Origin of the sequence: Deinococcus planocerae, assembly GCF_002869765.1 — a bacterium.
GTDB lineage: Bacteria > Deinococcota > Deinococci > Deinococcales > Deinococcaceae > Deinococcus > Deinococcus planocerae.
On the sequence record NZ_PNOR01000010.1, the window covers coordinates 97,499 to 122,321 of the forward strand.

Annotated in this window: 20 protein-coding genes and 1 pseudogene; 13 read left to right on the top strand and 8 right to left on the bottom strand. The window is 68.1% G+C overall.

What is annotated here, in order from left to right; translation table 11 throughout:
- The first annotated feature begins 10 nt into the window (after positions 1-10).
- The 7 genes from A7B18_RS07735 (at position 11) to pyk (ending at position 8,217) form a co-directional block, all read left to right on the top strand.
- Positions 11-1,000: an SDR family oxidoreductase gene (locus A7B18_RS07735; RefSeq protein ID WP_245872787.1), complete on the top strand. Its 990-nt coding sequence runs from the start codon at positions 11-13 to the stop codon at positions 998-1,000.
- Between the two features lie 150 nt (positions 1,001-1,150).
- Positions 1,151-1,555 carry a DUF4397 domain-containing protein gene (locus A7B18_RS07740; RefSeq protein WP_102126110.1) on the top strand — a complete coding sequence of 135 codons (405 nt, stop codon included), beginning with the start codon at positions 1,151-1,153 and terminating at the stop codon, positions 1,553-1,555.
- 159 nt (positions 1,556-1,714) lie between these two features.
- Positions 1,715-2,176 carry a DUF4397 domain-containing protein gene (locus tag A7B18_RS07745; protein ID WP_102126111.1) on the top strand — a complete coding sequence of 154 codons (462 nt, stop codon included), beginning with the start codon at positions 1,715-1,717 and terminating at the stop codon, positions 2,174-2,176.
- Positions 2,177-2,295: 119 nt separating this feature from the next.
- Positions 2,296-3,723, top strand: a complete 1,428-nt coding sequence (gene dnaA / locus A7B18_RS07750) for a chromosomal replication initiator protein DnaA (protein WP_102126112.1) — start codon at positions 2,296-2,298, stop codon at positions 3,721-3,723.
- Between the two features lie 381 nt (positions 3,724-4,104).
- Entirely contained in the window at positions 4,105-5,187 is a 1,083-nt protein-coding gene (gene dnaN, locus A7B18_RS07755; protein WP_102126113.1) for a DNA polymerase III subunit beta, read from the top strand.
- A gap of 204 nt (positions 5,188-5,391) precedes the next feature.
- Positions 5,392-6,660 carry a phosphopyruvate hydratase gene (gene eno / locus A7B18_RS07760; protein ID WP_102126114.1) on the top strand — a complete coding sequence of 423 codons (1,269 nt, stop codon included), beginning with the start codon at positions 5,392-5,394 and terminating at the stop codon, positions 6,658-6,660.
- A 108-nt stretch (positions 6,661-6,768) separates the two neighbouring features.
- Positions 6,769-8,217 carry a pyruvate kinase gene (pyk, locus tag A7B18_RS07765; RefSeq protein ID WP_102126115.1) on the top strand — a complete coding sequence of 483 codons (1,449 nt, stop codon included), beginning with the start codon at positions 6,769-6,771 and terminating at the stop codon, positions 8,215-8,217.
- Between the two features lie 288 nt (positions 8,218-8,505).
- On the opposite strand, the gene tyrS is transcribed toward pyk, so the two are convergent.
- The gene (tyrS, locus tag A7B18_RS07770; protein WP_102126116.1) at positions 8,506-9,741 is read right to left on the bottom strand and encodes a tyrosine--tRNA ligase; all 1,236 of its coding nucleotides are present in this window, start codon (positions 9,739-9,741) and stop codon (positions 8,506-8,508) included.
- Positions 9,742-9,934: 193 nt separating this feature from the next.
- On the opposite strand from tyrS, the gene A7B18_RS07775 reads away from it, so the two are divergent.
- Complete coding sequence (locus A7B18_RS07775; protein ID WP_180970067.1) at positions 9,935-10,495, top strand: MOSC domain-containing protein; 561 nt, start codon at positions 9,935-9,937, stop codon at positions 10,493-10,495.
- 126 nt (positions 10,496-10,621) lie between these two features.
- Positions 10,622-11,299, top strand: coding sequence for a tRNA (adenine(22)-N(1))-methyltransferase TrmK (locus A7B18_RS07780; RefSeq protein ID WP_102126118.1), 678 nt, complete (start codon positions 10,622-10,624; stop codon positions 11,297-11,299).
- Between the two features lie 130 nt (positions 11,300-11,429).
- Here the strand turns inward: A7B18_RS07780 and A7B18_RS07785 are convergent, their stop codons facing one another.
- The 3 genes from A7B18_RS07785 to A7B18_RS07795 all read right to left on the bottom strand — a co-directional run bounded on the left by A7B18_RS07785 (position 11,430) and on the right by A7B18_RS07795 (position 13,268).
- The gene (locus A7B18_RS07785; RefSeq protein ID WP_102126119.1) at positions 11,430-11,972 is read right to left on the bottom strand and encodes a macro domain-containing protein; all 543 of its coding nucleotides are present in this window, start codon (positions 11,970-11,972) and stop codon (positions 11,430-11,432) included.
- Positions 11,973-11,986: 14 nt separating this feature from the next.
- Complete coding sequence (gmk, locus tag A7B18_RS07790; RefSeq protein WP_102126120.1) at positions 11,987-12,715, bottom strand: guanylate kinase; 729 nt, start codon at positions 12,713-12,715, stop codon at positions 11,987-11,989.
- Positions 12,716-12,806: 91 nt separating this feature from the next.
- A complete protein-coding gene (locus A7B18_RS07795) occupies positions 12,807-13,268 on the bottom strand; it encodes a hypothetical protein (RefSeq protein WP_102126121.1) in 462 nt (153 codons plus the stop codon).
- Positions 13,269-13,970: 702 nt separating this feature from the next.
- Here A7B18_RS07795 and A7B18_RS07800 point away from each other — a divergent pair.
- The 4 genes from A7B18_RS07800 (at position 13,971) to A7B18_RS07815 (ending at position 20,188) form a co-directional block, all read left to right on the top strand.
- Positions 13,971-15,800 carry a DNA methyltransferase gene (locus tag A7B18_RS07800; RefSeq protein ID WP_102126122.1) on the top strand — a complete coding sequence of 610 codons (1,830 nt, stop codon included), beginning with the start codon at positions 13,971-13,973 and terminating at the stop codon, positions 15,798-15,800.
- 150 nt (positions 15,801-15,950) lie between these two features.
- Entirely contained in the window at positions 15,951-16,646 is a 696-nt protein-coding gene (locus tag A7B18_RS07805; RefSeq protein WP_146009489.1) for a hypothetical protein, read from the top strand.
- Positions 16,643-17,512, top strand: coding sequence for a DUF3037 domain-containing protein (locus A7B18_RS07810; RefSeq protein ID WP_102126124.1), 870 nt, complete (start codon positions 16,643-16,645; stop codon positions 17,510-17,512). The genes A7B18_RS07805 and A7B18_RS07810 overlap by 4 nt, the downstream gene beginning before the upstream one ends.
- An 87-nt stretch (positions 17,513-17,599) precedes the next feature.
- Positions 17,600-20,188 carry a DEAD/DEAH box helicase family protein gene (locus A7B18_RS07815; RefSeq protein ID WP_102126125.1) on the top strand — a complete coding sequence of 863 codons (2,589 nt, stop codon included), beginning with the start codon at positions 17,600-17,602 and terminating at the stop codon, positions 20,186-20,188.
- Positions 20,189-20,196: 8 nt separating this feature from the next.
- Here A7B18_RS07815 and pta read toward each other — a convergent pair whose 3' ends face one another.
- The 4 genes and pseudogenes from pta to A7B18_RS21905 all read right to left on the bottom strand — a co-directional run.
- Complete coding sequence (gene pta, locus A7B18_RS07820) at positions 20,197-22,308, bottom strand: phosphate acetyltransferase (protein WP_102126126.1); 2,112 nt, start codon at positions 22,306-22,308, stop codon at positions 20,197-20,199.
- A complete protein-coding gene (locus A7B18_RS07825; protein ID WP_102126127.1) occupies positions 22,305-23,495 on the bottom strand; it encodes an acetate kinase in 1,191 nt (396 codons plus the stop codon). Before A7B18_RS07825 ends, pta begins: the two co-directional genes overlap by 4 nt.
- Before the next feature lie 99 nt (positions 23,496-23,594).
- On the bottom strand, positions 23,595-24,041 hold the full coding sequence (gene tsaE / locus A7B18_RS07830) for a tRNA (adenosine(37)-N6)-threonylcarbamoyltransferase complex ATPase subunit type 1 TsaE (RefSeq protein ID WP_102126128.1): 447 nt from the start codon (positions 24,039-24,041) through the stop codon (positions 23,595-23,597).
- Positions 24,042-24,075: 34 nt separating this feature from the next.
- Positions 24,076-24,823 (bottom strand): annotated as a pseudogene (locus A7B18_RS21905) (coiled-coil domain-containing protein); the annotation flags it as partial.

Genomic DNA, 24,823 nt, shown 5'->3' on the forward strand with positions numbered 1-24,823 from the left:
ATGCTGGGGCATGGCGAAGATGAGCGTTCTGGTCCTGGGCGGCACACAATTCGTGGGACGGCACCTCGTGGAGGCCCTGCTCGCGGGCGGGCACCGGGTGAGCGTCCTGACACGCGGGCGCACCCCCGACGAACTGCCGGGCGAGGTCGAGCGGCTGCGCGGCGACCGCGACGAGGGGGAAGCGGGCCTCTCGGCCCTGGCAGGTCGGGAGTGGGACGCCTGCGTGGACGTGAGCGGCTACACGCCCCGGCAGGTGCGCGCGAGCGCCGGGGCGCTGCGGGACCGGGTGGGCCGTTACGTCTTCGTGAGCACCGTCAGCGTGTACGCCGAGCAGGCTCGCCACCCCATCCGCGAGGACGACCCGCTGCTCCCGGAGGCCGCCGAGAGCGTGACGGAAGTGACGGGCGAGACGTACGGCCCCCTCAAGGTGACCTGCGAGCGCATCGTGGGGGAGGTGCTTGGGGAGCGCGCGACCATCCTGCGCCCGCAGATTGTGGCGGGACCTTTTGACCCGACCGGGCGCTACACGTACTGGGTGGACCGGGTGGCCGCGGGGGGCGACTTCCTGGCTCCCGGCGACGGCTCGGACTTCTTACAGGTCATCGACGCCCGCGACCTCGCCCGCTTCACGGTGACGGTGCTGGAGGAGGGCGTGCCCGGCGTGTTCAACCTCTCCGGCCCCCGGTTGAGCTGGCGAGACTTCCTGGACACGGTGCGGGAGGCGACGGGCCCAGGCGCCACGCCCGTCTGGGTGGACGCGGCGACGCTGGAGGCGCACGGTCTCCGTTGGCATGACCTTCCCGCGTACGTTCCCGCGAACGGCGAGCAGGGCGGCGTGATGAACGTCTCGAACGACCGGGCGCGGGCGGCGGGCCTGACGCTCCAAGACCCCCTCACGACGGCGCGGGACACCCGGGCGTGGAGTGCGGACCACCCTCAGAAGGTCTTCCTGACCCGTGAGCGCGAGGCGGAGGTGCTGCGGGCGGTGGGAGAGGGCTGAGCGTTGGCTGGCAGAGGCGTGAAGGCGGGCTTGAGCAGCGCTGCACACGATCTTCGCAGGGCGCGCGAGGAACGTTGAAGTTCGGCGCCTAGCCTTCGGGCAGCAGGAAAGCCACAGGGGCCCACCTGAAACCGCACCGGAGGAACGACCATGAACAAGCTCGCCCAGACTGCCCTGATCCCCGCCGCCCTCGCCCTGACGCTGACCGGAGCCCTCGGCACGGCCTCGGCCCAGACGACCCCCCAGGCCCGCCCCAACGTCCTCTTCCTCGCCGACACGGGCCGCCCGGGCGCGGTGGACGTGTACGTGGACGGCACGCGGATCGAGGCGGGCGTGCAGGCGACCGACCGGCCCGGCACGCTCTTCCTGACGCCCGGCACGCACGTCGTCACCGTGAAGACCAACCGGGGCGGCGAGGTGCTGGCGACCACGACCGTGAACGTCCTCGGCAACACCCTCTACGCCCTGAGCCTCCAGAACGACGAGGACACGCCGGGCTACACCCTCGCTCTCGCCAGCGGCGCCGCCATGTCGAAGGTGGTGAACGGCGACTGAGCGCCTCCTCCGCCCCAGCCCCGTCCCCGCTCCCCCGGGGGCGGCGCTTTTCATGAGGGGGAGGGCCCACGCCGTCTTTAGCGGACCCGCGCGAACGCAAAACGGTGGGGCCCTAGCCTGACGGGCGAGGCCACAGACCCTTTCCCGGAGGCACCCCCCATGACCACACCCAAAACCGCCCGTCCCGCCCTCGCCCTGCTGGCCCTCGGCACCCTGGCCGTGGGTGCCCTGAGCGGGTGCGCGCCGGCCCAGACGGCCCAGCCTGTCCAGGTGCTCGCCGAGCCCTCCTCCCCCTACGCCGTTCGGGCGGACGCCGCCACCCTGGTGTACCGGTCGTTGACCGGGCGGGCGGGCGCCGTGGACGTGCTGCTCGACGGCACGCCGATCCTGCGGCAGGTGCGCCCCGACGTGCCGTACCGGGTGGTCGTGTTGCCTCCCGGGCGCCGCACCCTCAGCGTGCGCAACTCGTTGAGCGGCACCGTGCTGGAGGCGACCACCGTAGACCTCCAGGCGGGCGAGTCCTATGCCCTGGGCCTGAACGTGGACCCCACGACTCGCGAGTACGTCCTGATTCTCGGGCGGGGCGGCGAGGCCGTGTACGACCTGACGGGCGCCTCCTGAGGAATTCCGACTCAGAGGTGCCCTCCCCTCCAAACCGGCCCCCTCCCCCCGGAGCGGGGCCGCATTCGTGGCCGCGAGAAGGTAGGCCGGGCGGGAAAGGGGCAAAAAGGCCGGGTGGTATGCTGACCCCCGCTCGTTTCGAGGGGGAGGTGCGGCTTATCTCGCAGGAAATCTGGGCCGACGTGCTCGGGTACGTCCGCAAAAACATCACGGAAGTCGAGTACCACACCTGGTTCGCGCCCATGAAGAACCTGGGCGTTCAGGAGGGGTCGCTGGTGCTGGGCGTGCGCAACTCGTTCGCCCAGGACTTCGTGCGTCGGCAGTACCAGGGCCTCCTCGAAGACGCCCTGAGATCGCTCGGCGCCGAGCACCCCCAGGTGAGTTTCCAGGTGCTCCCCGCCGTGCAGGAGGCGATGATCCTCCCGCAGGACCCGCCGCCCCCCCCGCCGTCCGGGCCGCGCAAGCCGCCGCCGGGCGCCCCGCCCGCACCACCACCAGGCGAGAACCGCAAGACGCTCAACCCGAAGTACACCTTCGAGAACTTCGTGGTGGGCCCCAACAACAACCTCGCCCACGCGGCGGCGCTCGCGGTCGCGGAGTCGCCCGGCAAGGCGTACAATCCGCTTTTCATCTACGGGGACGTGGGGCTGGGCAAGACCCACCTGATGCACGCGGTGGGGCACTACATGGCCGAACGCTTTCCAGAGAAGCGCATCGAGTACGTCTCCACCGAGTCCTTTACGAACGACCTGATCAACGCGATCCGCGACGACCGGATGACCCAGTTCCGCAACCGTTACCGCTCGGTGGACCTGCTGCTGGTGGACGACATCCAATTCCTGGGGGGCAAGGAGCGCACCCAGGAGGAGTTCTTCCACACCTTCAACGCGCTGTACGAGAGCCACAAGCAGATCATCCTGAGTTCGGACCGCCCGCCCAAGGACATCGAGACGCTGGCCGGACGCCTGCGCAGCCGCTTCGAGTGGGGCCTGATCACCGACATCCAGACCCCCGAGTTCGAGACACGGGTGGCGATCCTGAAGATGAACGCCGAGCACAACCGCATCGACATTCCGCAGGAGGTGCTCGAACTCATCGCCCGGCAGGTCACGAGCAACATCCGCGAGCTGGAGGGCGCGCTGATGCGGGTGGTGGCCTTCGCCAGCCTCAACAACGTCCCCTTCTCCCGCGCGGTGGCCGCCCGCGCGCTGAGCAACGTCTTCACGCCGCACGAGGTCAAGATCGAGATGACGGACGTGCTGCGGCAGGTTGCCTCCCACTTCAACCTGCCCCCCGAGGTCATCCGGGGTTCGGGCCGCGTCCGCGAGGTCGTCGTGCCGCGCCAGGTCGCCATGTACCTCACCCGCGAGCTGACCAGCCATTCCCTCCCCGAGATCGGCCAGTTCTTCGGACGCGACCATTCCACGGTCATGCACGCCGTCTCCAAGGTCACCGAACAGGTGGGCCGGGACGAGGAGTTGACCGCATCTCTCGACACCCTCCGCCGCCAGATCAAAGGTGTGGAAGATGAGGAAAAAGATGCATAATCTCATCTTCTTTTCTTTCAAGGACAGAAAAAGTTCCAAAAATCGTTCCAAACACCTGTGCAAAGTTTCACGACCTGTGGATAAGGTTGTGGATAACCTGTGGATAAGTGCCGTTTTCCTGTGGATAACCCTGTGGAAAAGTCGGGCAGTTATCCACAGGTCCAGTGGCCTGTGGATAAGTCGGGAGTTATCCACAGCTTATCCACAGGTTTCCACAGGCGGCCTGTGGATAACTTTTGTGCACCCAGCGCGGCCCAAAGTGGGTTTTCCACAGTTTCCACAGGCCCTATTACTACTACTACTATTTTTTTCTCTTTTACAGAACAGGTAAAAGAGAAAAGAAGACAGACCCAGGACCGGGAAGGGGCAGAGACCAGAAAGATGAGAGCACACGTCACCAAGAAGACCCTGAGCGAGGGACTCGGCCTGCTGGAACGGGTCGTTCCCAGCCGCAGCAGCAATCCCCTCCTGACCGCCCTGAAGGTCGAGCCCTCCGACGCGGGCCTGACCCTGAGCGGTACCAACCTCGAAATCGACCTGTCGTGCTTCGTGCCCGCGGAGGTGCAGGAGCCGCACAGCTTCGTCGTGCCCGCGCACCTCTTCGCGCAGATCGTCCGCAACCTGGGCGGGGAACTCGTCGAACTCGAACTGAGCGGCGCCGAACTCGCCGTGCGTGCGGGCGGGTCGGACTTCAAGCTCCAGACCGGGGAGTTGGACGCCTATCCGCCGCTGAGCTTTCCGGCCCACGCCGACGTGAGCCTCGACGCCGCCGAACTCTCCCGGTCGCTCGGCAGCGTCCGCTATGCGGCGAGCAACGAGGCGTTCCAGGCGGTCTTCCGCGGGATCAAGTTGGAGCACCGCGCCTCGGGTGCCCGCGTCGTCGCCTCCGACGGCTACCGGGTCGCCATCCGCGACTTCCCGGCGAGCGGCGACGGAAAGAGCCTGATCGTGCCCGCCCGCAGCGCCGACGAGCTGATCCGCGTGCTCAAGGACGGCGAGGCCCGTTTCACCTACGGCGAGGGGATGCTCAGCGTCACCACCGACCGGGTAAGGATGAACCTCAAGCTCCTCGACGGCGACTTCCCCGACTACGAGCGGGTGATCCCCAAGGACATCAAGCTCCAGGTGACGCTGCCCGCCACCGCCCTCAAGGAGGCCGTGGGCCGCGTGGCGGTACTGGCTGACAAGAACGCGAACAACCGGGTCGAGTTCCTCGTCTCGGAGGGCAAGCTGCGCCTCGCCGCCGAGGGCGACTATGGGCGCGCGCAGGACACCGTGGACGTGGTGCAGGGCGGCTCCGAGCCCGCCATGAGCCTCGCCTTCAACGCCCGGCACGTCCTCGACGCCCTGGGTCCCATCGAAGGGGAGGCCGAACTCCTCTTCTCGGGCTCCACGAGCCCCGCCATCTTCCGCGGAAGCGGGGGGGGCGGGTACATGGCGGTCATCGTCACGCTACGCGTTTAAGGGGCCAGCCAGGGGCAAGGAGAGGCATGTTCGCCCTGGGGCCTCTCCCCCCTCCTCGCCCTTCCCGGGAATGGACGTGCTTTAGACGGCTGGAGGCACGTCCACCGTGAGCCCGCTTATAGTGTGCCGGGTACACCTGGCGCCCCTGACCAGATCGGGGGCCCGGGTTTGAAGCGCAGGTTCGAATTCGGGGAGGAAAGAGCCATGAACATCGAGAAAGTCATCGCCCGTGAAGTGCTCGACTCGCGCGGAAACCCGACCGTCGAGGCGGAAGTTCACCTCGACTCCGGCTTCTCGGGCCGCGCCATCGTGCCCTCGGGAGCGAGCACGGGATCGCACGAGGCGCTCGAATTGCGTGACGGCGGCCCGCGCTACGGCGGCAAGGGCGTCCAGAAGGCCGTCCAGAACGTGAACGAGGTCCTCGGACCCGCCGTGGTCGGCCTCGACGCCTCCGACCAGGGGGCGGTGGACGCCGCGATGCTGGAGCTCGACGGCAGCCCGAACAAGGGCCGCCTGGGGGGCAACGCGATCCTCGCCGTCAGCCTCGCCACCGCCCGCGCCGCCGCGAACGAGCTGGACATTCCCCTCTACCGCTACCTGGGCGGCAGCAACGCCAAGACGCTTCCCGTCCCGATGATGAACGTCATCAACGGCGGCGCGCACGCGGACAACTCGGTGGACTTCCAGGAGTTCATGGTCATGCCCGTCGGCGCCTCCACTTTCCGCGAGGCGCTGCGCTACGGAGCCGAGACCTTCCACGCGCTGAAGAAAGTCCTCAACGGGCGCGGGTACAACACCAACGTGGGCGACGAGGGCGGCTTCGCCCCGGACCTCAAGAGCAACGAGGAGGCGCTCGAAGTCCTCCTCGAAGCGATCCAGAAGGCCGGGTACGAGCCGGGCAAGGACATCTGCATCGCGCTCGACCCCGCCGTGACCGAGCTGTACAAAGGCGGCCAGTACCACCTGGAGAGTGAGGGCCGCACCCTCTCGACGGGGGAGATGGTGGACTTCTGGGCCGACTGGGCGGGGCGCTATCCCATCGTGAGCATCGAGGACGGCCTCGCCGAGGACGACTGGGACGGCTGGCGTCTCCTGACCCAGCGCATCGGCGACCGGGTGCAGCTCGTGGGCGACGACCTGTTCGTGACGAACCCCGAGCGGCTGGGGCGCGGTATCGAGACGGGGGTGGGCAACGCGATTCTGGTGAAGGTGAACCAGATCGGGTCCCTCACCGAGTCGATGGACGCCATCGAACTCGCCAAGCGCAACCGCTACGGCACGGTCATCAGCCACCGCTCGGGCGAGTCGGAGGACGCCTTCATCGCCGACCTCGCCGTCGCCACGAACGCCGGGCAGATCAAAACGGGCTCGGCCTCCCGCTCCGACCGCATCGCCAAGTACAACCAGCTCCTGCGCATCGAGGACGCGCTGGGAGCTGCGGCGGTGTACCTGGGGCGCCGGGCGCTGAGGTAAGAAGCCCTCAGCCGTCAGCGATCAGCTCTCAGGAACGGCTGACGGCTGATCGCTGATTGCTGGCCGATCCTGGAACCGTTCCCAACATAGAAAGACAGGACATTCCACATGAAACATTTCGACAGGGCAACGAAGATCGTCGCCACCATCGGCCCGGCGAGCCGCAATCCCGAGACGCTGGGGCGGATGATGGACGCGGGGCTGAACGTGGTGCGGATGAACTTCAGCCACGGGGACCCGGAGGACCACCGCCAGACGTACGCGATGGTGCGTGAACTCGCCGCGCAGAAGGGGCGGGCCATCGGCATCCTGCAAGACCTCCAGGGGCCGAAGATCCGGGTGGGGCGCTTCGCGGGGGGGGCGGTGACCCTGGAGCCCGGGCAGGGCTTCACGATCACGATGGATGACGTGGAGGGTGACGCGCAGCGGGTGAGCAGCACCTACAAGGGGCTGGCGCTCGACGTTCACCCCGGGATGCTGCTGCTGCTCGACGACGGCAACCTCGCCCTGCGGGTGACCCAGGTGCGCGGTAACGACATCTCGACCAGCGTCGTGATCGGCGGCGTCCTGAAGAACAACAAGGGCATCAACGTGCCGCAGGCCGACCTCGCTGTGCCCGCCCTGTCCGAGAAAGACGTGCAGGACATGGAATTCGGGGCGGGGCTGGGCGTGGACTGGGTGGCCCTGAGCTTCGTGCGCTCGCGCGACGACCTGCTGCTCGCCCGGCACTACCTCGCCCGCTTCGGCAGCCGGGCCAAGCTGATGGCGAAGATCGAGAAGCCGCAGGCGGTGGACCGCTTCGAGGACATCCTGCGCGAGGTGGACGGCATCATGGTGGCGCGCGGCGACCTCGGCGTGGAGATGCGCCCCGAGCAGGTGCCGACGATCCAGAAGAGATTGATCCGCCTGTGCCGCGAGGCGGGCAAGCCGGTGATCACCGCGACGCAGATGCTCGAGAGCATGATCAACCTGCCCCGGCCCACCCGCGCCGAGGCGTCGGACGTGGCGAACGCGATCTACGACGGCACCGACGCGGTGATGCTCTCGGCGGAGTCGGCGGCGGGCTCGTACCCGGTCGAGGCGGTCGCCATGATGGACCGCATCGCCCGCGAGGCCGAAGGAAGCGAGCATTACGCCATGCTCCAGCGCCAGGTCGTGATCGACACCGAACTCGCGCAGGACTCCATCGCCTTCGCGGCGTGCTCCATCGGCGAGAAGCTCGACTCGCCCGCCATCGTGACCTTCACGAGCACGGGCGGCGCGGCGACCCGCATTGCCAAGAACCGCCCCGCGGTGGCGATCCTGGCCCTGACCCCCAACGAGCAGACCCGCAACCAGCTCGCGCTCTCGTGGGGCGTGGTGCCCATGCTCAGCGAGGACCCCCACGACACCGACGACATGGTGCGCATCGCCAACGACGAGCTGAAAAAGAGCGGCCTCGCCGACGTGGGCGACCGCTACGTGATCACGGCGGGCGTGCCCTTCGGCGTGCGCGGCACGACCAACATGCTGCGCGTCGAGCGGCTGCGCGAGGAGGACCTGAGCGACCGGGTGTGACCCCGGCCTCGCGGCGCCCCCCTGACGGCAAGCCGACCAACCAAGATCGGTCCACCACGTCCGCGTGATGGGCCAGTCAGGTTTTTATCCACAGGGAGCGGGCTTTTCCACACTCGGGCTGTGGATAACTCTGGAGAGCGGCGGCGATAAAGCCGCTCCAGGACGTTCTTCACAGGCTCGGGTGTTATCCACAGCGTCCTGTGCATAACTTTCCGGGTTTCGGGGTTTCGTGACCTTTCCGGCGACCGCACAGGAAGGCCGTGGAGGCTCTGCGAGGACGAGGAGGGATCAGGAACCCGGGACAACCCGCGCGAAGCGGTCCTTGCCCTTCTGGATGACCGCGCTGCCCCCTTCCAGGGTCAGGGTCCCCTGCGGTTCGAGGTACGTCTCGCCGTTGAGCCTCAGGCCCCGGTTCTGGATGAGCTTACGGGCCGCCCCTAGGCTGGGCTCGAAGCCCGCGAGAACGGCGAGCCGCGCCATGCTGACCTTGCCCTCGGGGTTGAGTTCGGAGGCGGGGACGGTCACGGTGGGGACGTTTTCGGGGATGCCGCCCTGCGCCACCGAGCGGAAGCGGGCCTCGGCGGCGTCGAGGTCCGAGCCCGGGTGCAGCCACGCGACGACCTCGCGGGCGAGTTCGCGGTGGGCGGCGACGGGGTGCCCGGCGAGGAGTTCCGCGACGCGCTCCCGCGGCAGGTCGGTGAGCAGCGTCAGGTAATTCTCCAGCAGGGGGTCGGGCACCTTCATCAACCCGGCGAACATCGCGTCGGGCTCGTCGGTCAGGCCGATGTAGTTGCCCAGGCTCTTGGACATCTTCTCCACGCCGTCGAGCCCCACGAGGAGGGGCAGGGTCATCACGACCTGAGGCTCCTGGCCGTAGTCGCGTTGCAGGGCGCGGCCCACGAGGTTGTTGAAGAGTTGATCGGTGCCGCCGAGTTCCACGTCCGCGTGCAGCGCCACCGAGTCGTAGCCCTGGGTCAGCGGGTAGAGGAGTTCGTGCATGGAGATGGGCGTGCCCGCGTTGAGCCGCTTGGTGAAGTCGTCGCGTTCCAGGATGCGGGCCACCGTATAGCGGCTCGCCAGCCGGATCACGTCGGCGTAGCCCATCGGCTCCAGCCACTCGCCGTTGTAGCGAATTTCCAGCACCTCGGGGTCGTCGCGCAGGATCAGCCTGCACTGGTCGAGGTAGCTCAGGGCGTTGGCGCGGGTCTCCTCCAGCGTGAGGGGCGGGCGTGTCTTGGACTTGCCGCTGGGGTCGCCGATCATCGCGGTGAAGTCGCCGATGAGCATGATGACCTTATGCCCGAGGTCCTGGAATTGCCGCATCTTGCGCAGGATGACCGCGTGCCCGAGGTGCAGGTCGGGCCGCGTGGGGTCGGCGCCGAGCTTGACGCGCAGGGGCGCGCCCGTCTCCAGGCTGCGAGAGAGCTTGCGGCGCAGGTCGTCCTTGGTCACGAGGTCATGGGCGCCGCGTTCGAGGATGGCGAGCTGTTCGTCCACGGGGAGGCTTCGGCGGATTTCGTTCATGCTGGCTCCACAAAAGGGGGGCGGCGCACAGGTCTTCTCACCGTGCGCCGCCTCCGGGTTGGATTTCGGGCTGTGCCTGACCCTCACCCCACCGTGCGGCGGGGCGGATAGGAACGTCGGGTCGGGCGCCTCATGCCGGGCAGTCTAGCAACGAATTCCCATTTCCGGGGGCTGGGTCCTCTACCCTGCGCGGGTGAAGACGATCCACGAGCTGCGCGCCACCTTCCCCCGCCCGGGCCGGGTGGACTGGATCGGCCTGCGCGTGGCGAGGCGCGGTCCCGTGCGGAGCGTGCCGGAGGCCGAGGCGCACCCCCTCGTCGGCCTCCTCGGCGACCACGGCAAGACACTCCCCGCCCGCGTCCCGGCGCTTGTCGGGGAACCGGGAGAGGTCGCGCGGGCCGCGCCGCCCGCCCAGCCTATCCCCGGCGGACCCGGACGGCGGCAGGTCACCCTCCTCCAGGCCGAGCACCTGCCCGTGATCGCGGCGCTGGCGGGGCTGGGGGAGGCCACGCCCGAGATGCTGCGGCGCAACCTGCTCGTCTCGGGTATCCCGCTTCTCGCCCTCAAGGAGGCCCGCCTCCAGATCGGGGAGGTCGTGCTGGAGACGACTGGAGAGTGCCACCCCTGCTCGCGGATGGAGGAGACGCTGGGGCCGGGCGGGTACAACGCGGTGCGCGGGCACGGGGGCCTGACGGCGCGGGTGCTGCGGGGCGGCGTGATCCGCGTCGGCGACGAGGTGAGGCCCCTTCCGTGAGCCCCTCGGCTGAGACGAGACTTCCATCCCCCTCCCGCCCGTGGAGACCCGGCCCCGGCCTCTCGGCGGGGAAGGGCCGCGACGGACCCGCGTGGCAGCTCACCTCGCCCGGTCACGGAGAACCCCATGCCGACTCCCGCCCTTGACCCCCGGCTGGCGGCGGTGCTCGCGCTCGTCGAGGCGGAGGCGCACGCGGACATCGGCTCGGACCACGCCCACCTCCCCATCCACCTGATCCGGGAGGGACGGGTTCGGCGCTGCGTGGTCGTCGAACTCAACCCCGGCCCCCTCGCCCATGCGCGGCGGAACGTGGCCCTGGCCCGGCTGGAAGACCGGATCGAGGTGCGCGAGGGAGACGGCTTCGCCCCCCTCCTCCCCGGCGAGATCGGCAGCGCGAGCGTGAGCGGGATGGGTGCGGGCACGGCCCTCGGCATCCTGCGCCGGGCGGGGGAGAGACTGCCGCCCACGCTCGTGCTGCAAACGAACGACTCCGCCCGGCCCCTGCGGGTGTGGGCGCGGGAGCAGGGCTACCACCTCACCGCCGAGCGATTGATTCCCGGGTACTGGCCCTATCCCGTGCTGCGCCTGGAGCGCCGGGATGGCCCCGACCCGGCCTACGCGGGGTTGCCCGAAGACGCCGCCCTGCGCTACGGCCCGCACCTGCTGCGGGAAAGGCCGGAGGTCTTGTGGCGCCTGGTGCGCGCGGACGTCGCCCGCTTGACCCCCCTCGCCGCGCCGGGACGCACGGCCCAGGTGGAACTGGAGGAGGCCCGGGAGGCGCTGGCCGTGCTGGAGGGGCAATAAAAAAGCCGCCTCTCGGGCGGTGATAGTGGGAAGATAGCGTCTTATACACGATTCGTCAACCCTATGCGCCGGGTGTCGGGTCCGGGGGGCGTGGCGGCCATCCTCTCCTGCCTCCCGGGCAGGTGTGCCCTCAATGTCCTGCGTGCTTCCCAGTGCCCTCGTCCAACATCGCCAGCACCCGGCGAAACACGTTCAGCGTTCCTGCCCCGTGCAGGATGAGGCGCACGGTCAGCCCCGGGTGACGGGCAAGTTCGTCTCGCAGGGTGTGGAGGGTCACCTGGGCGGCCTCTTCCAGCGGGTAACCGTAGACGCCCGTGCTGATGGCGGGGAAGGCGACCGAGGGGCAGTCCTGCTCCACCGCCAGGCGCACGCTCTCGCGGTAGGCGCCCGCCAGCAGCTCCGCCTCGCCGTGGGTGCCCCCGCGCCAGATCGGGCCGACCGCGTGGATCACGAAGCGCACGCCCCGCCGCTCCAGACCGAAGGCGGGCGTGATCACCGCCGTGCCCGTCGGCGTGCCCCCGATCCGCCGGATGGCTCGCAGCAATTCGGGCCCGGCGGCCCGGTGGATCACGCCGTCCACGCCCCCGCCGCCCGCGAGTTCCCTGTTCGCGGCGGTGACGACCGCGCACGTCCGCTCCCTGGCGATGTCCCCCTGCACGAGTTCCAGACCCATAGGGGCAGGATAGGTCAGGTGTTCACCACGCGGCTGAGGTCCTCGTTCGTGAGGGCCGTGCTGCGCACCGTCTCGGCCAGGCGCGCGGCGGCGTGGTCCTCCGGCGTCCACTCCTCCTCGGGAAGCTGGCGGGCGCGCTCGGCCCGCTGGACGGCGTGGAGTTCGGCGACCGCGCGGTCCAGGTCGTCGTTCACGATGACGTAGCGGAAGGCGTGGGCGTGGGTGATCTCGCCCACGGCGCGGGCGAGGCGTTTCTCGATCCGCTCGGGCGTCTCGGTCGCGCGGCCCACCAGACGGCGGCGCAGCTCGGTGAGGCTGGGCGGCATGATGAAGACGAGAATCGCCTCGTCCCCCATCCGCTCCTTGACCTGCATCGCCCCCTCGACCTCGATCTCCAGCACCACGTCCTGACCGCGAGCGAGCGCCGCCTCGATGGGCTGGGCCGGGGTGCCGTAATGGTTGCCGACGAACTGCGCGTGCTCCAGGAAACCGCCCTGCCGCGCCTGGTCGAGGAAGACCTCGGGGGTCACGAACACGTAGTCCAGCCCGTCGCGCTCGCCGGGCCGGGCCTCGCGGGTGGTCCACGAGGTCGAGTAGAACACGTCCTGGCCCGCCAGCCAGCGTTCGCGCAGGGTGCCCTTGCCCACCCCCGAGGCGCCCGTGATCACGAGAAGGAGCCCGCGCCGGAGCGTGGGAGAGGCGGCGTCGGGTTGGGGGGCGGTCCCTTGCGGAGCGGACATCATCGCCCGTTATCTTACGGGGAGGCGCACAGACGGCAAAGGGGGCCGGGCGGCGCCGTCTCCCGGACGCGGCCCAGCCCCCCACCCTGTCCGCTCAGGCCGACTTCTTGCGGCGCCCCGCGCCCCCGCCCGTCCGGGTTCCGGCGGTGGCCTTCGCGCGGCTCTTGCCCAGCGTCTGCCCCTTCTCGAAGCTCGCCTGCATCCGCTTGCGGGTCTCGGCGGCGAGCGTCTTGAAGTCGATCTGGCCCGACTCGATGGCCTCCAGGCTGGGCTTCACGTTGCCCGCGCGGCGGGTGGCGCCGAGTTCCTTGTTCGTTTGCTCGAACCACTTCTCGAACTCGGGCGTGACCTCGAAGAGCATCTCCTTCGTCTCGCGCTGATAGGTGCCCTCGGCGCCCCGGCGGCTGAACTGCTTGGGCAGCGTGAAACGCTCGGGCAGATACGTCGCCTCGAATTTCCCTTCGCGCACCGCCTCCCGGAACGACTTGAGAAAGGCGTCGCTGCGTTGAATGTTGTCGAGTTCGTGCATCTGCTCGCTGAGTTTCTTGTAGGCCACGTTCCTACCCCCTGGCCGGATTATGAGGGGCAAGAGGCTGGGTTGTAAAGGCTAGGGAGGCAGAGCTGATCTTAAAAAGCTTCCTCACATCGCCCGAATCTCGCAGGGAGGAGCAAAAGAGACGGGATGGAAACATGTGCATTGCACAGCAGGAGACTGCCCCCGTTGTCAAGAGGGGAGCGGTCCAGACGATGTTTTCGAACAGCGGGTGCCACGACGTCGGTCCAATCTCCTTCACCGCACGGCGCAGGAAGCGAAGCGTGAGGCGGCAGATGTCGTCAAGTCTTCCAGGCGTCGAAGCCATTGTGTTTTCGTCGCAGGCATGGTGGGAACCTCCCCGTCGAGGAACGAAGTCTCATTCTAGAGAGCGATTGGTGAATCGTGCAAGAAGAAAGAAGAGCCCGGCCCGTGGAGTAGAGGGAGCTAGACCTCCTCCCCGGGGTCGAAGGCCGGTCCGTGGACGCCTGGAAGCAGGGCTGGCCTTGCCAACCCTCACCGGCACCGATCACATACGGACGACGCCTGATCTAGCTAACCGCCACATTCGGCAGGCCCGGGCCCGGCTCTGGAAGGGGCAGGGAGAGGCTGGCCGGATGCCGGCGTGGAGTAAAGGGCCTCCGGTACAACGAGTTCGGGGGCGTTTTCGGAACGACCCTCACACCTGCCCGCAACCTCTCTACCCTTTCCCCTACACTGGGCTCCATGCCCGTCGAACTCATCTGGGAGGGCAAGTACGATCCTTCCGGCAAGCGTGTTCAGCCCGTGCGTCTGGCCCTCCCGTTCCAGACCATTGAGACCGTCAACGAGAGCAGCCAGCAGCGCATGAAGATGCTGGACTTTTTTGCCACCGGCAAGGAAACCGAGTGGCGCAACCGCCTGATCTGGGGAGACAAGAAATACGTGTTGCCCAGCCTTCTGGAAGAGTTCCGGGGTAAAGTGGACCTGATTTACATTGACCCGCCCTTCGCCACCGGGGCGGATTTCAGCTTCACCGCCCAGATTCCCGACGACCCGAAGATGGAAGGAAGCCAGGCCGCCTCCTTCATGAAACAGCCGAGCATCTTGGAACAAAAGGCGTACAGGGATACGTGGGGACGGGGGCTGGATGGGTTTTTGCAGTGGTTTTACGAAACAAGTCTTATATTGAAAGACTTGCTTTCGGAGACCGGCAGCATTTATATCCACTTAGATTGGAATGCAGGCTATTACTGTAGGGCAATCATGGATGATGTTTTTGGCAGGGAGAATTTTAGAAATGAAATATATTGGTATTATTATAACAAAATGCCTGACACGAGGAAGGGCGTCTTTCCTCGCTCCACTGATGTAATCTACTGGTACACTAGAAATAAACAGGCTGACTACACCTTTAATCCACTTGAGGAAAAACGTGAGGCGCCTGTAAAACAACTTGTTCGTCAAAAAGTTGATGGAAAAATGGTAAACGCTCGGGATGACGAAGGCAACGTCCTCTATCAGGTCCGGGATGAGCGTGTGGTTGACAACGTGTGGCGGTTATCTATGTTGCAACCGGCGGATAAGACTGAGAACGTCAACTACCCCACCCAAAAACCCGAAGCTCTCCTCGAACGCATCATTAAAGCCTCCTCTAACCCCGGGGACCTCGTACTGGACTGCTTTTGCGGATCGGGCACGACGGCGGCGGTGGCCGAGAAGCTGGGGCGGCGGTGGATCACCTGCGATCTGGGGCGGTTTGCCATTCACACGACGCGCAAGCGGCTGCTGAGTATTCCCGAGGTGGGGCCCTTTGTGGTGCAGAACCTGGGCAAGTACGAGCGGCAGGCGTGGCAGGCGGCGGAGTGGGAGGACGAGACGGCAGGGCGGGCGCGCGAGGCGGCGTATCGCAGTTTTATCCTGCGGCTATACGGGGCCGAGGAACTGCCAGGCGGAACGTGGACACACGGAGTCAAGGCGGGGCGGCTGGTGCACGTGGGGGCGGTGGACGCGCCCGTGACTGAGGGGGACCTCAAGGCGATCACCCGCGAGGTGTTCAAGCGCGCGGGCGGGGCGGGCGCGACGGCGGCGGTGGACGTGCTGGGCTGGGACTTCGCCTTCGAGCTGAACGAGACCGGCAAGAACATGGCGCGCGACGCGGGAGTGGACGTGCGCTTCCGCAAGATTCCGCGCGAGGTGCTGGAGAAAAAGGCGGTCGAGCAGGGGGACATCCACTTCTTCGAGCTGGGGGCGCTGGATGTGCGGGCGGAAACGAAGGCCCGCAGGCTAACACTGACCCTGACGGATTTCCTGATGCCGCAGGACGACATTCCCGCCGACGTGCAAAAGAGCATCACCCACTGGTCGCAACTCGTGGACTACTGGGCGGTGGACTGGGACTTCAGGGGCGACACCTTCCACAACCAGTGGCAGGCGTACCGCACCCGCAAACAGACCAAACTGGAATTGAGCGCCCGGCACGAGTACCTGGAGCGGGGCCAGTACACCGTGCTCGTCAAGGTCATCGACATTCTGGGTAACGACACGACCAAGACCCTGACGGTGGAGGTGATCTAAGGCTTGGCGGCGAGTGGCAGAACCATCCCAAGGGCAGAGCTGTACCTGGGGCCGGTGGGACGGGGGAATTCTCAGCCCCAGAAGTTCTTCCTGAGTGACGGTTTGGGGCTGTGCGCCGTGAAGTTCCACCAAAACCCGCAGGGGCCGCGGATGTTGACCAACGAGTGGATTGGGCATGGACTGGCGGGCCTGTTGGGCATTCGCCACGCACCGTATGGCCTGGTCGAGGTGTCCCCCGAGGTCCTTCCCGATGGGGATTGTCTGCTTATCCACGACGATGACGGCGATGAGGTTAGGCTGCTGCCCGGTGTTCACTTCTACTCCCGGTGGATGGAGCCCGCTCAGGACCTGAAGCCGGAGGACTTGTCGCTCTCGGGGATGGTGGCCGACCTGGGAATGCTGGCGGGCGTCGTGGTGCTGGACACCCTGCTAGATCAGCGGGACAGGAAGCCACTTAATCCCAACCTGCTCTTGGTGCGGCAGGGTGGGCGGGCAAGCCTGTACCTCATGGACATGGGCATGGCGATCAGAAGCGCGGTGTGGGGAATGGGCGACCTGCTCGACCCGGGGCTCCCCGACGCAGAAGCGCCGCTGCCATACTCCGTGCCCCCCACCGACCTCTTGCGGGTGGTGCGGGCGCCGCAGGACTTCGCGCCCTACCTGGCGGCGGTCAGTGCCCTGGGACGTGCGGACCTTGAGCAGGTGGTGGACGGCCTTCCCCCGGCGTGGGGGATTACGGTTGAGGAGCGGGAGGCATTGGTAGACTACCTTCTCCACCGTGCCCAGGCGCTTCCGGCGTACTTTCAGGCGCGGTTTGCACGTCAAAGGCGGGAGTGGTGGGAATGAACAGGCAAACGGACAGTGGGCGGAGGGCAGCGACGCGGGCGCGGACGCTGTACTCGGTCATTCGTTACGTGCCCAGCGTGCTGCGTGAAGAGTTCGTGAACGTGGGCGTCGTCGTCGTCAGCCCCGCGCGGAACTGGCACGGCGTTAAGGTGGTGCCGTCCTTCGGGGATGACTCGCGGGTGAAACTTCTGATGGGCGCAGACGGTACGTTCGTTCGCCACGCTGTTCAGGCCCTGGTTGCGGGACTTCAGCGGCACGGCGCGCAGGAATGGACTGAGGAACGCTTTGAGGAGTTCACCGTCGCCTATGCAGCCAACAACCTGCGGCTCACCCCACCCCGGCCTGCCGCCGCCGATGATCCAGCCGCGCTGCTGCTCAGCCTGTTTTCTCAACTGGTGGAGGAGCCCAGGCCGGAGTCTGCTGCGCCGCGCCGGGGCCGCCGGGTGATCCGCGAGCGGGTGAAGTCTGTCTTCGTGGAGCGGGGGCTATTCAAGCTGGGGCTGAAAGAGGACTACGCCCTGCCCGTTCGTTCCGAGCCGGTGGTGGACCTCGCCTATCAGAACGGGGTGTGGCACTGCTATCAGGCGCTGGCCTTTGATGTAGATCGGCGGCGTGCCTCGCAGGAAGTGAACGCCTACCGGCAGGCCGTGACGGACGCCCGGAATTCAGATATCCCGGCGCTCGCGGGCGGCTACTTCGCCGTCTTCACCAACGAGAAGGGTGATCCGGCTCTGCGGGACGACCTCGTGGCCCTCCTGCGAGAGCAGACTATTGAGGTTTTGAGCGAGGGCGATGCTCCAGCCGTCGCCGTGCAGATTGAGCGGGATTTGCGGGTGCATGACCCAATGCCCCGTGCCCGTGCCTGACGCAGATTCGGCGGCAGCGTCACCCCTCCGGCCCTACACTGGAGGGGTGAATTCACACGTTTCTCGTCACTCTTCGGGCGGGCGCTGATGCCTCCCCGCAAAAGGGCCCAATCGGTGGACGGCACGCTGTTCGACATGACCGAGTACATGAACACGGCGGTCTGTGTGCCCCGGCTGCGGGACGCCGTGTCGAGCTGGAGGGCGAGCGGTTACCCGGGCGTGACGGACACGACCCGGCTGCTGGTGCGCCACTGGTTCGAGGTGGAACACCGCCTGCCCAGCGGACGCATGTTCCGCTACCACCGCGCCCAGCAGGAGGCGCTGGAGACGCTGATCTACACCTGGGAGGTGGCGGGCATCCGCAATCGCCTGACGCTACTAGAAGCCTTTGCAGTCAAGGAGTTGCTGCAAGGTCAGTCCCTACCGGGGGATGACGGCCTCTCGCGGCTGGCGCTCAAGATGGCGACGGGCAGCGGCAAGACGAAGGTGATGAGCCTCGCGGTGGCCTGGCAGTATTTCAACGCGGTGCGCGAGCCGGAGGCGGTGGCCGGGGCATATGCCCGCTCCTTCCTGGTGATCGCGCCCAACGTGATCGTGCTGGAGCGGCTGGCCGAGGACTTTGCGGGGGGGCGCATCTTCGCAGCCGATCCGGTGATCCCGCCCGCGCTCCGGGTCTTTTGGGACCTGGCGACCGTGGTACGCGGGGACGGCGGCGGGGTGGGCAGTTCTGAGGGCGTGCTGTACCTGACCAACATCCAGCAGCTCTACCCCGAGGAGGCCGCGGCGCCCGCGAACCCGCTGGACGCGGTGCTAGGTAGCAGACCGCCGAGCAACCTCACCCCGAGCGTGCCCTTTACAGAACGCGTCGCGGGGCGCGGTGAACCCGTGATGGTCCTCAATGATGAAGCACACCACACGCACGACGAGGGCAGCGTGTGGAACGAGGTCATCCGCGACCTAGCGGGCCGGGTGCCGCTGAGCCTGCAACTGGACGTGAGCGCCACGCCGCGCTTTGGCAAAGGGGGCCTCTTCCCCTGGGTAATCTACGACTACCCTCTCAAGCAGGCCATCGTGGACAGCATCGTCAAGCGGCCCGTGAAGGGCCTGACCAAAGCCTCCGAGGTGCGCTCCGATGTGGCCTCCATCAAATACGAGGCGTTCCTGACCGCCGGGGTGAACCGCTGGCGGGAGTACCGCGAGGCGCTGGCTCCGTTCGGCAAGAAACCTGTCCTCTTCGTCATGATGAATTCCACCGCCGAGGCGGACGACGTGGCCGACTGGCTGGCGCGCAAGTACCCGCAGGAGTTCGCGGGGGACGGCACGCTGGTTATCCACACCGACAGGCAGGGCGAGGTAAGCAAAAAGGACCTGGAAGTCGCCCGCCGGGCCTCACGCGAGATCGACGAGGACGGCAACCCGGTGAACGCGGTGGTGTCGGTGATGATGCTGCGCGAGGGCTGGGACGTGCAGAACGTGACGGTGGTGGTGGGGCTGCGGCCCTACACCGCCAAGGCCAACATCCTGCCCGAGCAGGCAATTGGGCGCGGTCTGCGGCTGATGTTCCGCGGACAGGGGGCCGGGTACACCGAACGGGTGGACATCATCGGCAATCGGAACTTCATGGCCTTTGTAGAGGATCTGGAGAAGCTGGAGCAGGTCCAACTGGAGGCCGAGGACCTGGAGGGCGGGTCGAAGGTCACCATCACCCAAATTCGATTTATGCCCGAAAAGGTCGAGTACGACATTGCCCTGCCGGTGCTCAGCGCCGCTCTCGTCCGCAAGCGCAGCATCGCTGAGGAGGTCGCCGCGCTGGACGTGATGGCCTTCCGGCATTCGCCCCTGCCCCTCAAGAGTGGCAGCAGGGAGGCGCAGACCTTCACTTACGAGGGCAAGGACATCCTCACATTGGAAAAGCTGTTCAGCAAGGAATACGAGATTCGGGGACCCCAGACGGCGGGCGAGGTCATCAGCTTTTACGCCAAGCTGATCGCGCAGGAGGTCAAGCTGCCGGGGCAGTTCAACGTGGTGGCGCCCAAGGTGCGCGAGTGGTTCGAGCACCGGGCCTTTGGGAAGACGGTGGATTTGGACGATGGGGCGGTCATCCAGGCCATGAGTTCCAACATCGCCGCCTACGTGTGCCGCGACCTGTTCACTGGGGCACTGCGGGCCTTCAGCATCGAGGAGCAGCAGCCGGAGGTGATCGCCCAGCCCGTGAGGTTTTCGGAGATCGAGCCCTTCCCCTGGTCCCGCCCCGTCTACGAGGCGAACAAAACGCCCTGGAATCTCGCTCCCTGCGGTAACTTATTTGAAAAGGAGTTCGCCAAGTTTCTCGACATGGCCGAGGACGTGCAGGCTTTCGGCAAACTGCACGAGCAGTTCCCCTTCCAAATTGCCTACGTGGACGGCCATACGAATCTGCGCTACTACCACCCGGATTTCGTGGCCGTGGACGGAGGCGGCACCCACTGGATTTTGGAGACCAAAGGGGCGGAGACCGAGGAAGTGCAGTACAAGGACCGTGCCGCCGTCCAGTGGTGCGACAACGCCACGAGCCTGACGGGGACCCCGTGGCGTTATCTCAAGATTCCGCAGAAGAAATTCAAGAACCTGCAACCCGAAAGTCTGGCTGAGTTGCAGGCGCTGGAGACGGGTGGACCGCTCCTGGGCGCTGACTGAGTTACGAATTACTTCGTTTCCACCTGCGTCGCCTGAATGGCCGTGAGGGCAATCGTGTACACGATGTCGTCTACCAGGGCGCCGCGCGAGAGGTCGTTGACGGGCTTGCGCAGGCCCTGAAGCATCGGCCCGACGGCGACGACGCCCGCCGAGCGCTGCACGGCCTTGTAGGTGGTGTTGCCGGTATTGAGGTCGGGGAAGATGAAGACGGTCGCCCGGCCCGCGACGGGGCTGTTCGGCGCCTTCTGGCGGCCCACGCTCAGCACGCTCGCCGCGTCGTATTGGAGGGGACCGTCCACCGGGAGGTCGGGGCGGCGTTCGCGGACGAGCCCGGTCGCCGTCTTGACCTTCTCCACGTCCTCGCCCGCGCCGCTCTCGCCGGTCGAGTAGCTCAGCATGGCGATCCGGGGCGTGATGCCGAAGGCCCGCGCGCTGTCCGCCGACTGGATGGCGATGTCGGCGAGTTCCTCCGCGTTCGGGTTGGGGTTGATCGCCGCGTCCCCGTACACGAGAACCTGCTCGGGCATCAGCATGAAAAAGATCGAGGAGACGAGCGCCGCGCCCGGCGCCGTCTTGATGAGCTGGAGGGCCGGGCGCACCGTGTTCGCCGTCGTGTGAATCGCCCCCGACACCAGCCCGTCCACCTCGCCGAGCGCGAGCATCATCGTCCCCAGGACCACCGTGTCCTCCAGTTGCGCCTCCGCCTGGGGGGCGGTCAGGCCCTTGCTCCTGCGCAGTTCGACCATCGGCTCCACGTAACGGCCCCGGATCGCGTCGGGGTCGAGGAGTTCCAGCCCCTCGGGAAGGACGAGGCCCTGGCCCTCCGCCACCTGCCGCACCCGGTCGGGTTTGGCGAGCAGGACGGGCCGCGCGATCCCCTTCTCCACGCAGCGGACGGCGGCGCGGACGGTGCGCGGCTCGTCGCCCTCCGGGAGGACGATGCGTTTGTTCGCGGCGCGGGCTTTCTGGATGAGTTCGTAGCGGAAGGCGCTCGGCGGCAAGCGGCGCTCGCCCTGCGCGTCGGGCGCGCGCAGCCGGGTGCCCAGCGGCACGGTGTCGAGGCGGTCGGCGATGAAGTCGAGGATGCGCTCCATGCGCTCGAGGTCGTCGTGCGGGACGCGCGGGTCCATGCGCGAGAGGCGCGAGGCCGTCTCGTAGGAGTTCGTCTCGGTGCGCAGCACGGGCAGGGTGCTCGTGAGGGCCGCGCGGGAGAGGCGTTCGATGGACTCCTCGGGGCCGCTCCCCGACGTGAAGAGCAGCCCGGCCAGCGGCACCCCGCTGAGGTGCGCGAGCGCCGCCGCCATCACCACGTCCTCGCGGTCGCCCGGCGTGACGACGAGGGCGCCGGGGCCGAAGAGGTGCGCCATGCGCGGCACCGTGCGCGCGGTGACGACCGTGCTCGTGACCCGGCGCAGGGCGGCCTCCCCCTCGTTCACGATCTGCGCGTGGAGGTGGCGCGCCACGTCAAGAGTGCGCGGCGCGCTCAGGGACGGCGACTGGGCCACCACGCCGAGAAGCGGGAGCTCGCCCCCCGCCAGCACCCGGCTTCTTGTCCGCAGTTCCGCGAGCAGACCTCCGAAGTCGAGCTCTCTCGGCGCGAAGTTGAGGATGTACCCGGCGAGCCCCGAGCCGTCCGAGCGGCGGTAGTTCTGGGCGGAGATCTCCAACTCGTCGGCCAGCGCGGCGGGCTCCACCCCGGCGAGGCTGGAGACGAGCACCACGTCGGCCTCCAGGTTGCGCGCGAGGCTGGCGTTCAGCGCCCCCGCGTACACGTTGCGCTCGTTCAGCGCCAGCCCCTCGGCCACGAGCACGTCCGCCCCGCCCGTCACGCCCGCCGCCGCCTGCCGGGAGAGGGCGATCACGCTCTCCATCAGGTCCTCCTCGCCGCCCTGGCTGAGCTGCTCCTCCGCGTCCCCGAGGGGGATGGGGTCGGGGGCCGCCGCGTGGGCGAGGGTGCGGGCGAAGTGAACCGAGTCGTCGGTCGCCTTCTCGTGCGTCTGGGCGATGGGCTTGAGGAAGGCGACCTTGAGGCCCTGCCTCTCCAGGGCGCGGGCGAGGCCGAGCGCCGTGCTCGTCAGGCCGACGCCGTTGCGGGTGGGGGCGACGAAGAGGGTTTTCACGCTGGTTCTCCTTGCAGGATGCGGGCCGTCTCGCGGGCGATCATGAGTTCCTCGTTGGTGTTCACGACGAGGGCGGGCGTGCTTCTCGCTGTCGTGATGAGGCCCGACTGCCCCCGCACCGCCCGGGTGTTCGCCTCTCCGTCCACCTCGAAGCCGAGGACACCCAGCCGCGCGAGGGTCGCCGCCCGCACGGTCGCGCTGTTCTCGCCGATGCCGCCCGTGAAGACGAGACCGTCCAGCCTTTCCAGCGCCACCGCCATGCCCGCGACCGTCTTCGCCAGACGATAGACGAACACGTCCACGGCGAGCCGCGCGCCCGCGTGCCCCCGCGAGGCAGCCTCCTCCAGCTCGCGCATGTCGTTGGTGAGGGTGGACAGGCCCAGCAGCCCGCTCTCCTTGTTCAGCGCCGACGTGATCTCGCCCAGGCTCAGGCCCGCCTGCCGCGCCAGGAAGTCGTGCAGGCCGGGATCCACGTCCCCGCTGCGGGTGCCCATCACGAGGCCCTCCAGCGGGGTCAGGCCCATGCTGGTGTCCACGCTCCGCCCGCCCCGCACGGCGGCCACGCTGCACCCGTTGCCGAGGTGGGCGGTCACGAGGTTCACGTCGGTGAGGTCGTGGCCCAGCATCCGCGCCGCCTCGCCGGCCACATAGGCGTGGCTCGTGCCGTGGAAGCCGTAGCGCCGCACCCCGTGCTGCCGGTACCACGCCTCCGGCACGGCGTAGCGGTAGGCGACCTCGGGCATGGTCTGGTGAAAGGCCGTGTCGAACACCGCGACGTGGGGCAGGTCGGGAAAAGCGGCGCGGGCCGCCTCGATCCCCGCCAGATTGGCCGGGTTGTGCAGCGGCGCGAGAGGCACGCAGGCCCGGATCGCCTCGACGACCTCCGGCGTGATGAGGGCCGGGGCGCTGAAGCGCTCGCCGCCGTGGACGACCCGGTGCCCGACCGCACCCACGTCGCCGCGCATTCCGAGCGCGTCCAGTTCGCCCAGCAGCACGCCGAACGCCTCCGGGTAGGAGCCGCCGGGCAGGGGGTGGGTCACCCGCTCGCCGCCCCGGTCCACCCGCACCGACGCCGCGCCCGAGCCCAGCCGCTCGGCGAGGCCGGAGAGCCGCACCTCACCTGAAGCGGGGTCGAGGAGGGCGAACTTGACGCTGCTCGACCCGCAGTTGAGTACCAAGGTCCACATGGGGGCATTCTCACCCACCGCGTGGGGGGGGTCGGGGGGAGATCACCCGGGCGCCGTCCGGCAGAGGTTGAGGGAAGGTTGGGACTTGCCTGTCCTTCCCTAGCGCACCCGCACCGCCCGCCGCACCTCCGGATCGCCGTCCACGTGCTCCAGGCGCAGGACTGGCGCGTCCGGGTAGTCGGCGTACAGCCCCTCGCCCCACTCGATCACGCTGAGAACGCTCCCCGCGATCAGGTCTTCGAGGTCCATCTCGTACAGCTCCCCGGGGTCACGCACCCGGTAGGCGTCCACGTGGAGCACCCGGCCCCCGGGCGTGGGGTAGGGGTGCATCAGGGCGTAGGTCGGGCTGGTCACGGGGTCCGCGAAGCCCAGCGCCGACACCAGCCCGCCCGTCAGGGTGGTCTTGCCCGCCCCCAGTTCCCCCTCCAGAAAGAGCACCGCGCCGGGGGGCAGGGCGCGGGCGAGCGCGGCGCCGAGGGCGCGTTGTTCGTCCGCGCCGCGCAGGAGCCGCACCTCGCCGGGCCGTAGGGGAAGGGGAGGGGTCACGCCCCCGAGTAAAGCAGACGGGCGGGCGGGAAGTTCAGCCCCCGGTGGAGGCGAACCAGGACCCCGCCTGGCGGTCGAGGGCCGCCGCGTCCGCGCCGCGTGCCAGCCGCCACGAACCGTCGGGCAGGCGGGCGCACGCCCACACGCCCCGGTCGTCCTCGAACTGCGCGTGCCGGATGCCGAGGAACGCCGCCTGGGCGAGCAGGGCCGCGATGCCCTGGGCGGCGGGGTCGTGCGGTCCCTCTGTGAGCAGGCCGTCCTGGGCGGTCCAGGTCTCGCCGGCGGCTTCCCGGCTGACGGCTGACGGCTGAAAGCTCGGCGCATCCGGGGCTGTCTCACCCCCCAGCGCCCCGAGGTCGAAGACCCCCAGAAGGTCGCTCAGCGCGTCCGCGCCGAAGGTCGCCGTGACCTCCTGGGCGGCGCGGAACTCGGCGTGGGCCTCGTGGAGCAGGGCCTCGGCCTCCTCCAGGGTCTGGGCGTAGCGTTCGCGGGCGTCTTGCGACATCGGGCCCAGGCGGCGCTGGGCGCGCAGGGTGTCGGCGAGGCGCCCGAGGCGCTGGGTGGTCTCGCCCGCCAGCCCACGCACGGTGTCGTACTCGCGGACCACGAAGTCGGCGCGGGCGTCGAAGTCCTCGCGCTGCCGGGCGGCCTCGCCCATGCGGCGCTCCAGAATGGCCCACAGCGGCGCGGCGTCCACCCGCTCGCCCCGGGCCAGCGCCTCCCGGGCGGCGGCGAGCCCCGGGGCGAGGTCGGCGGCGGCGCCCGGCACGTCGCGGGCCGCG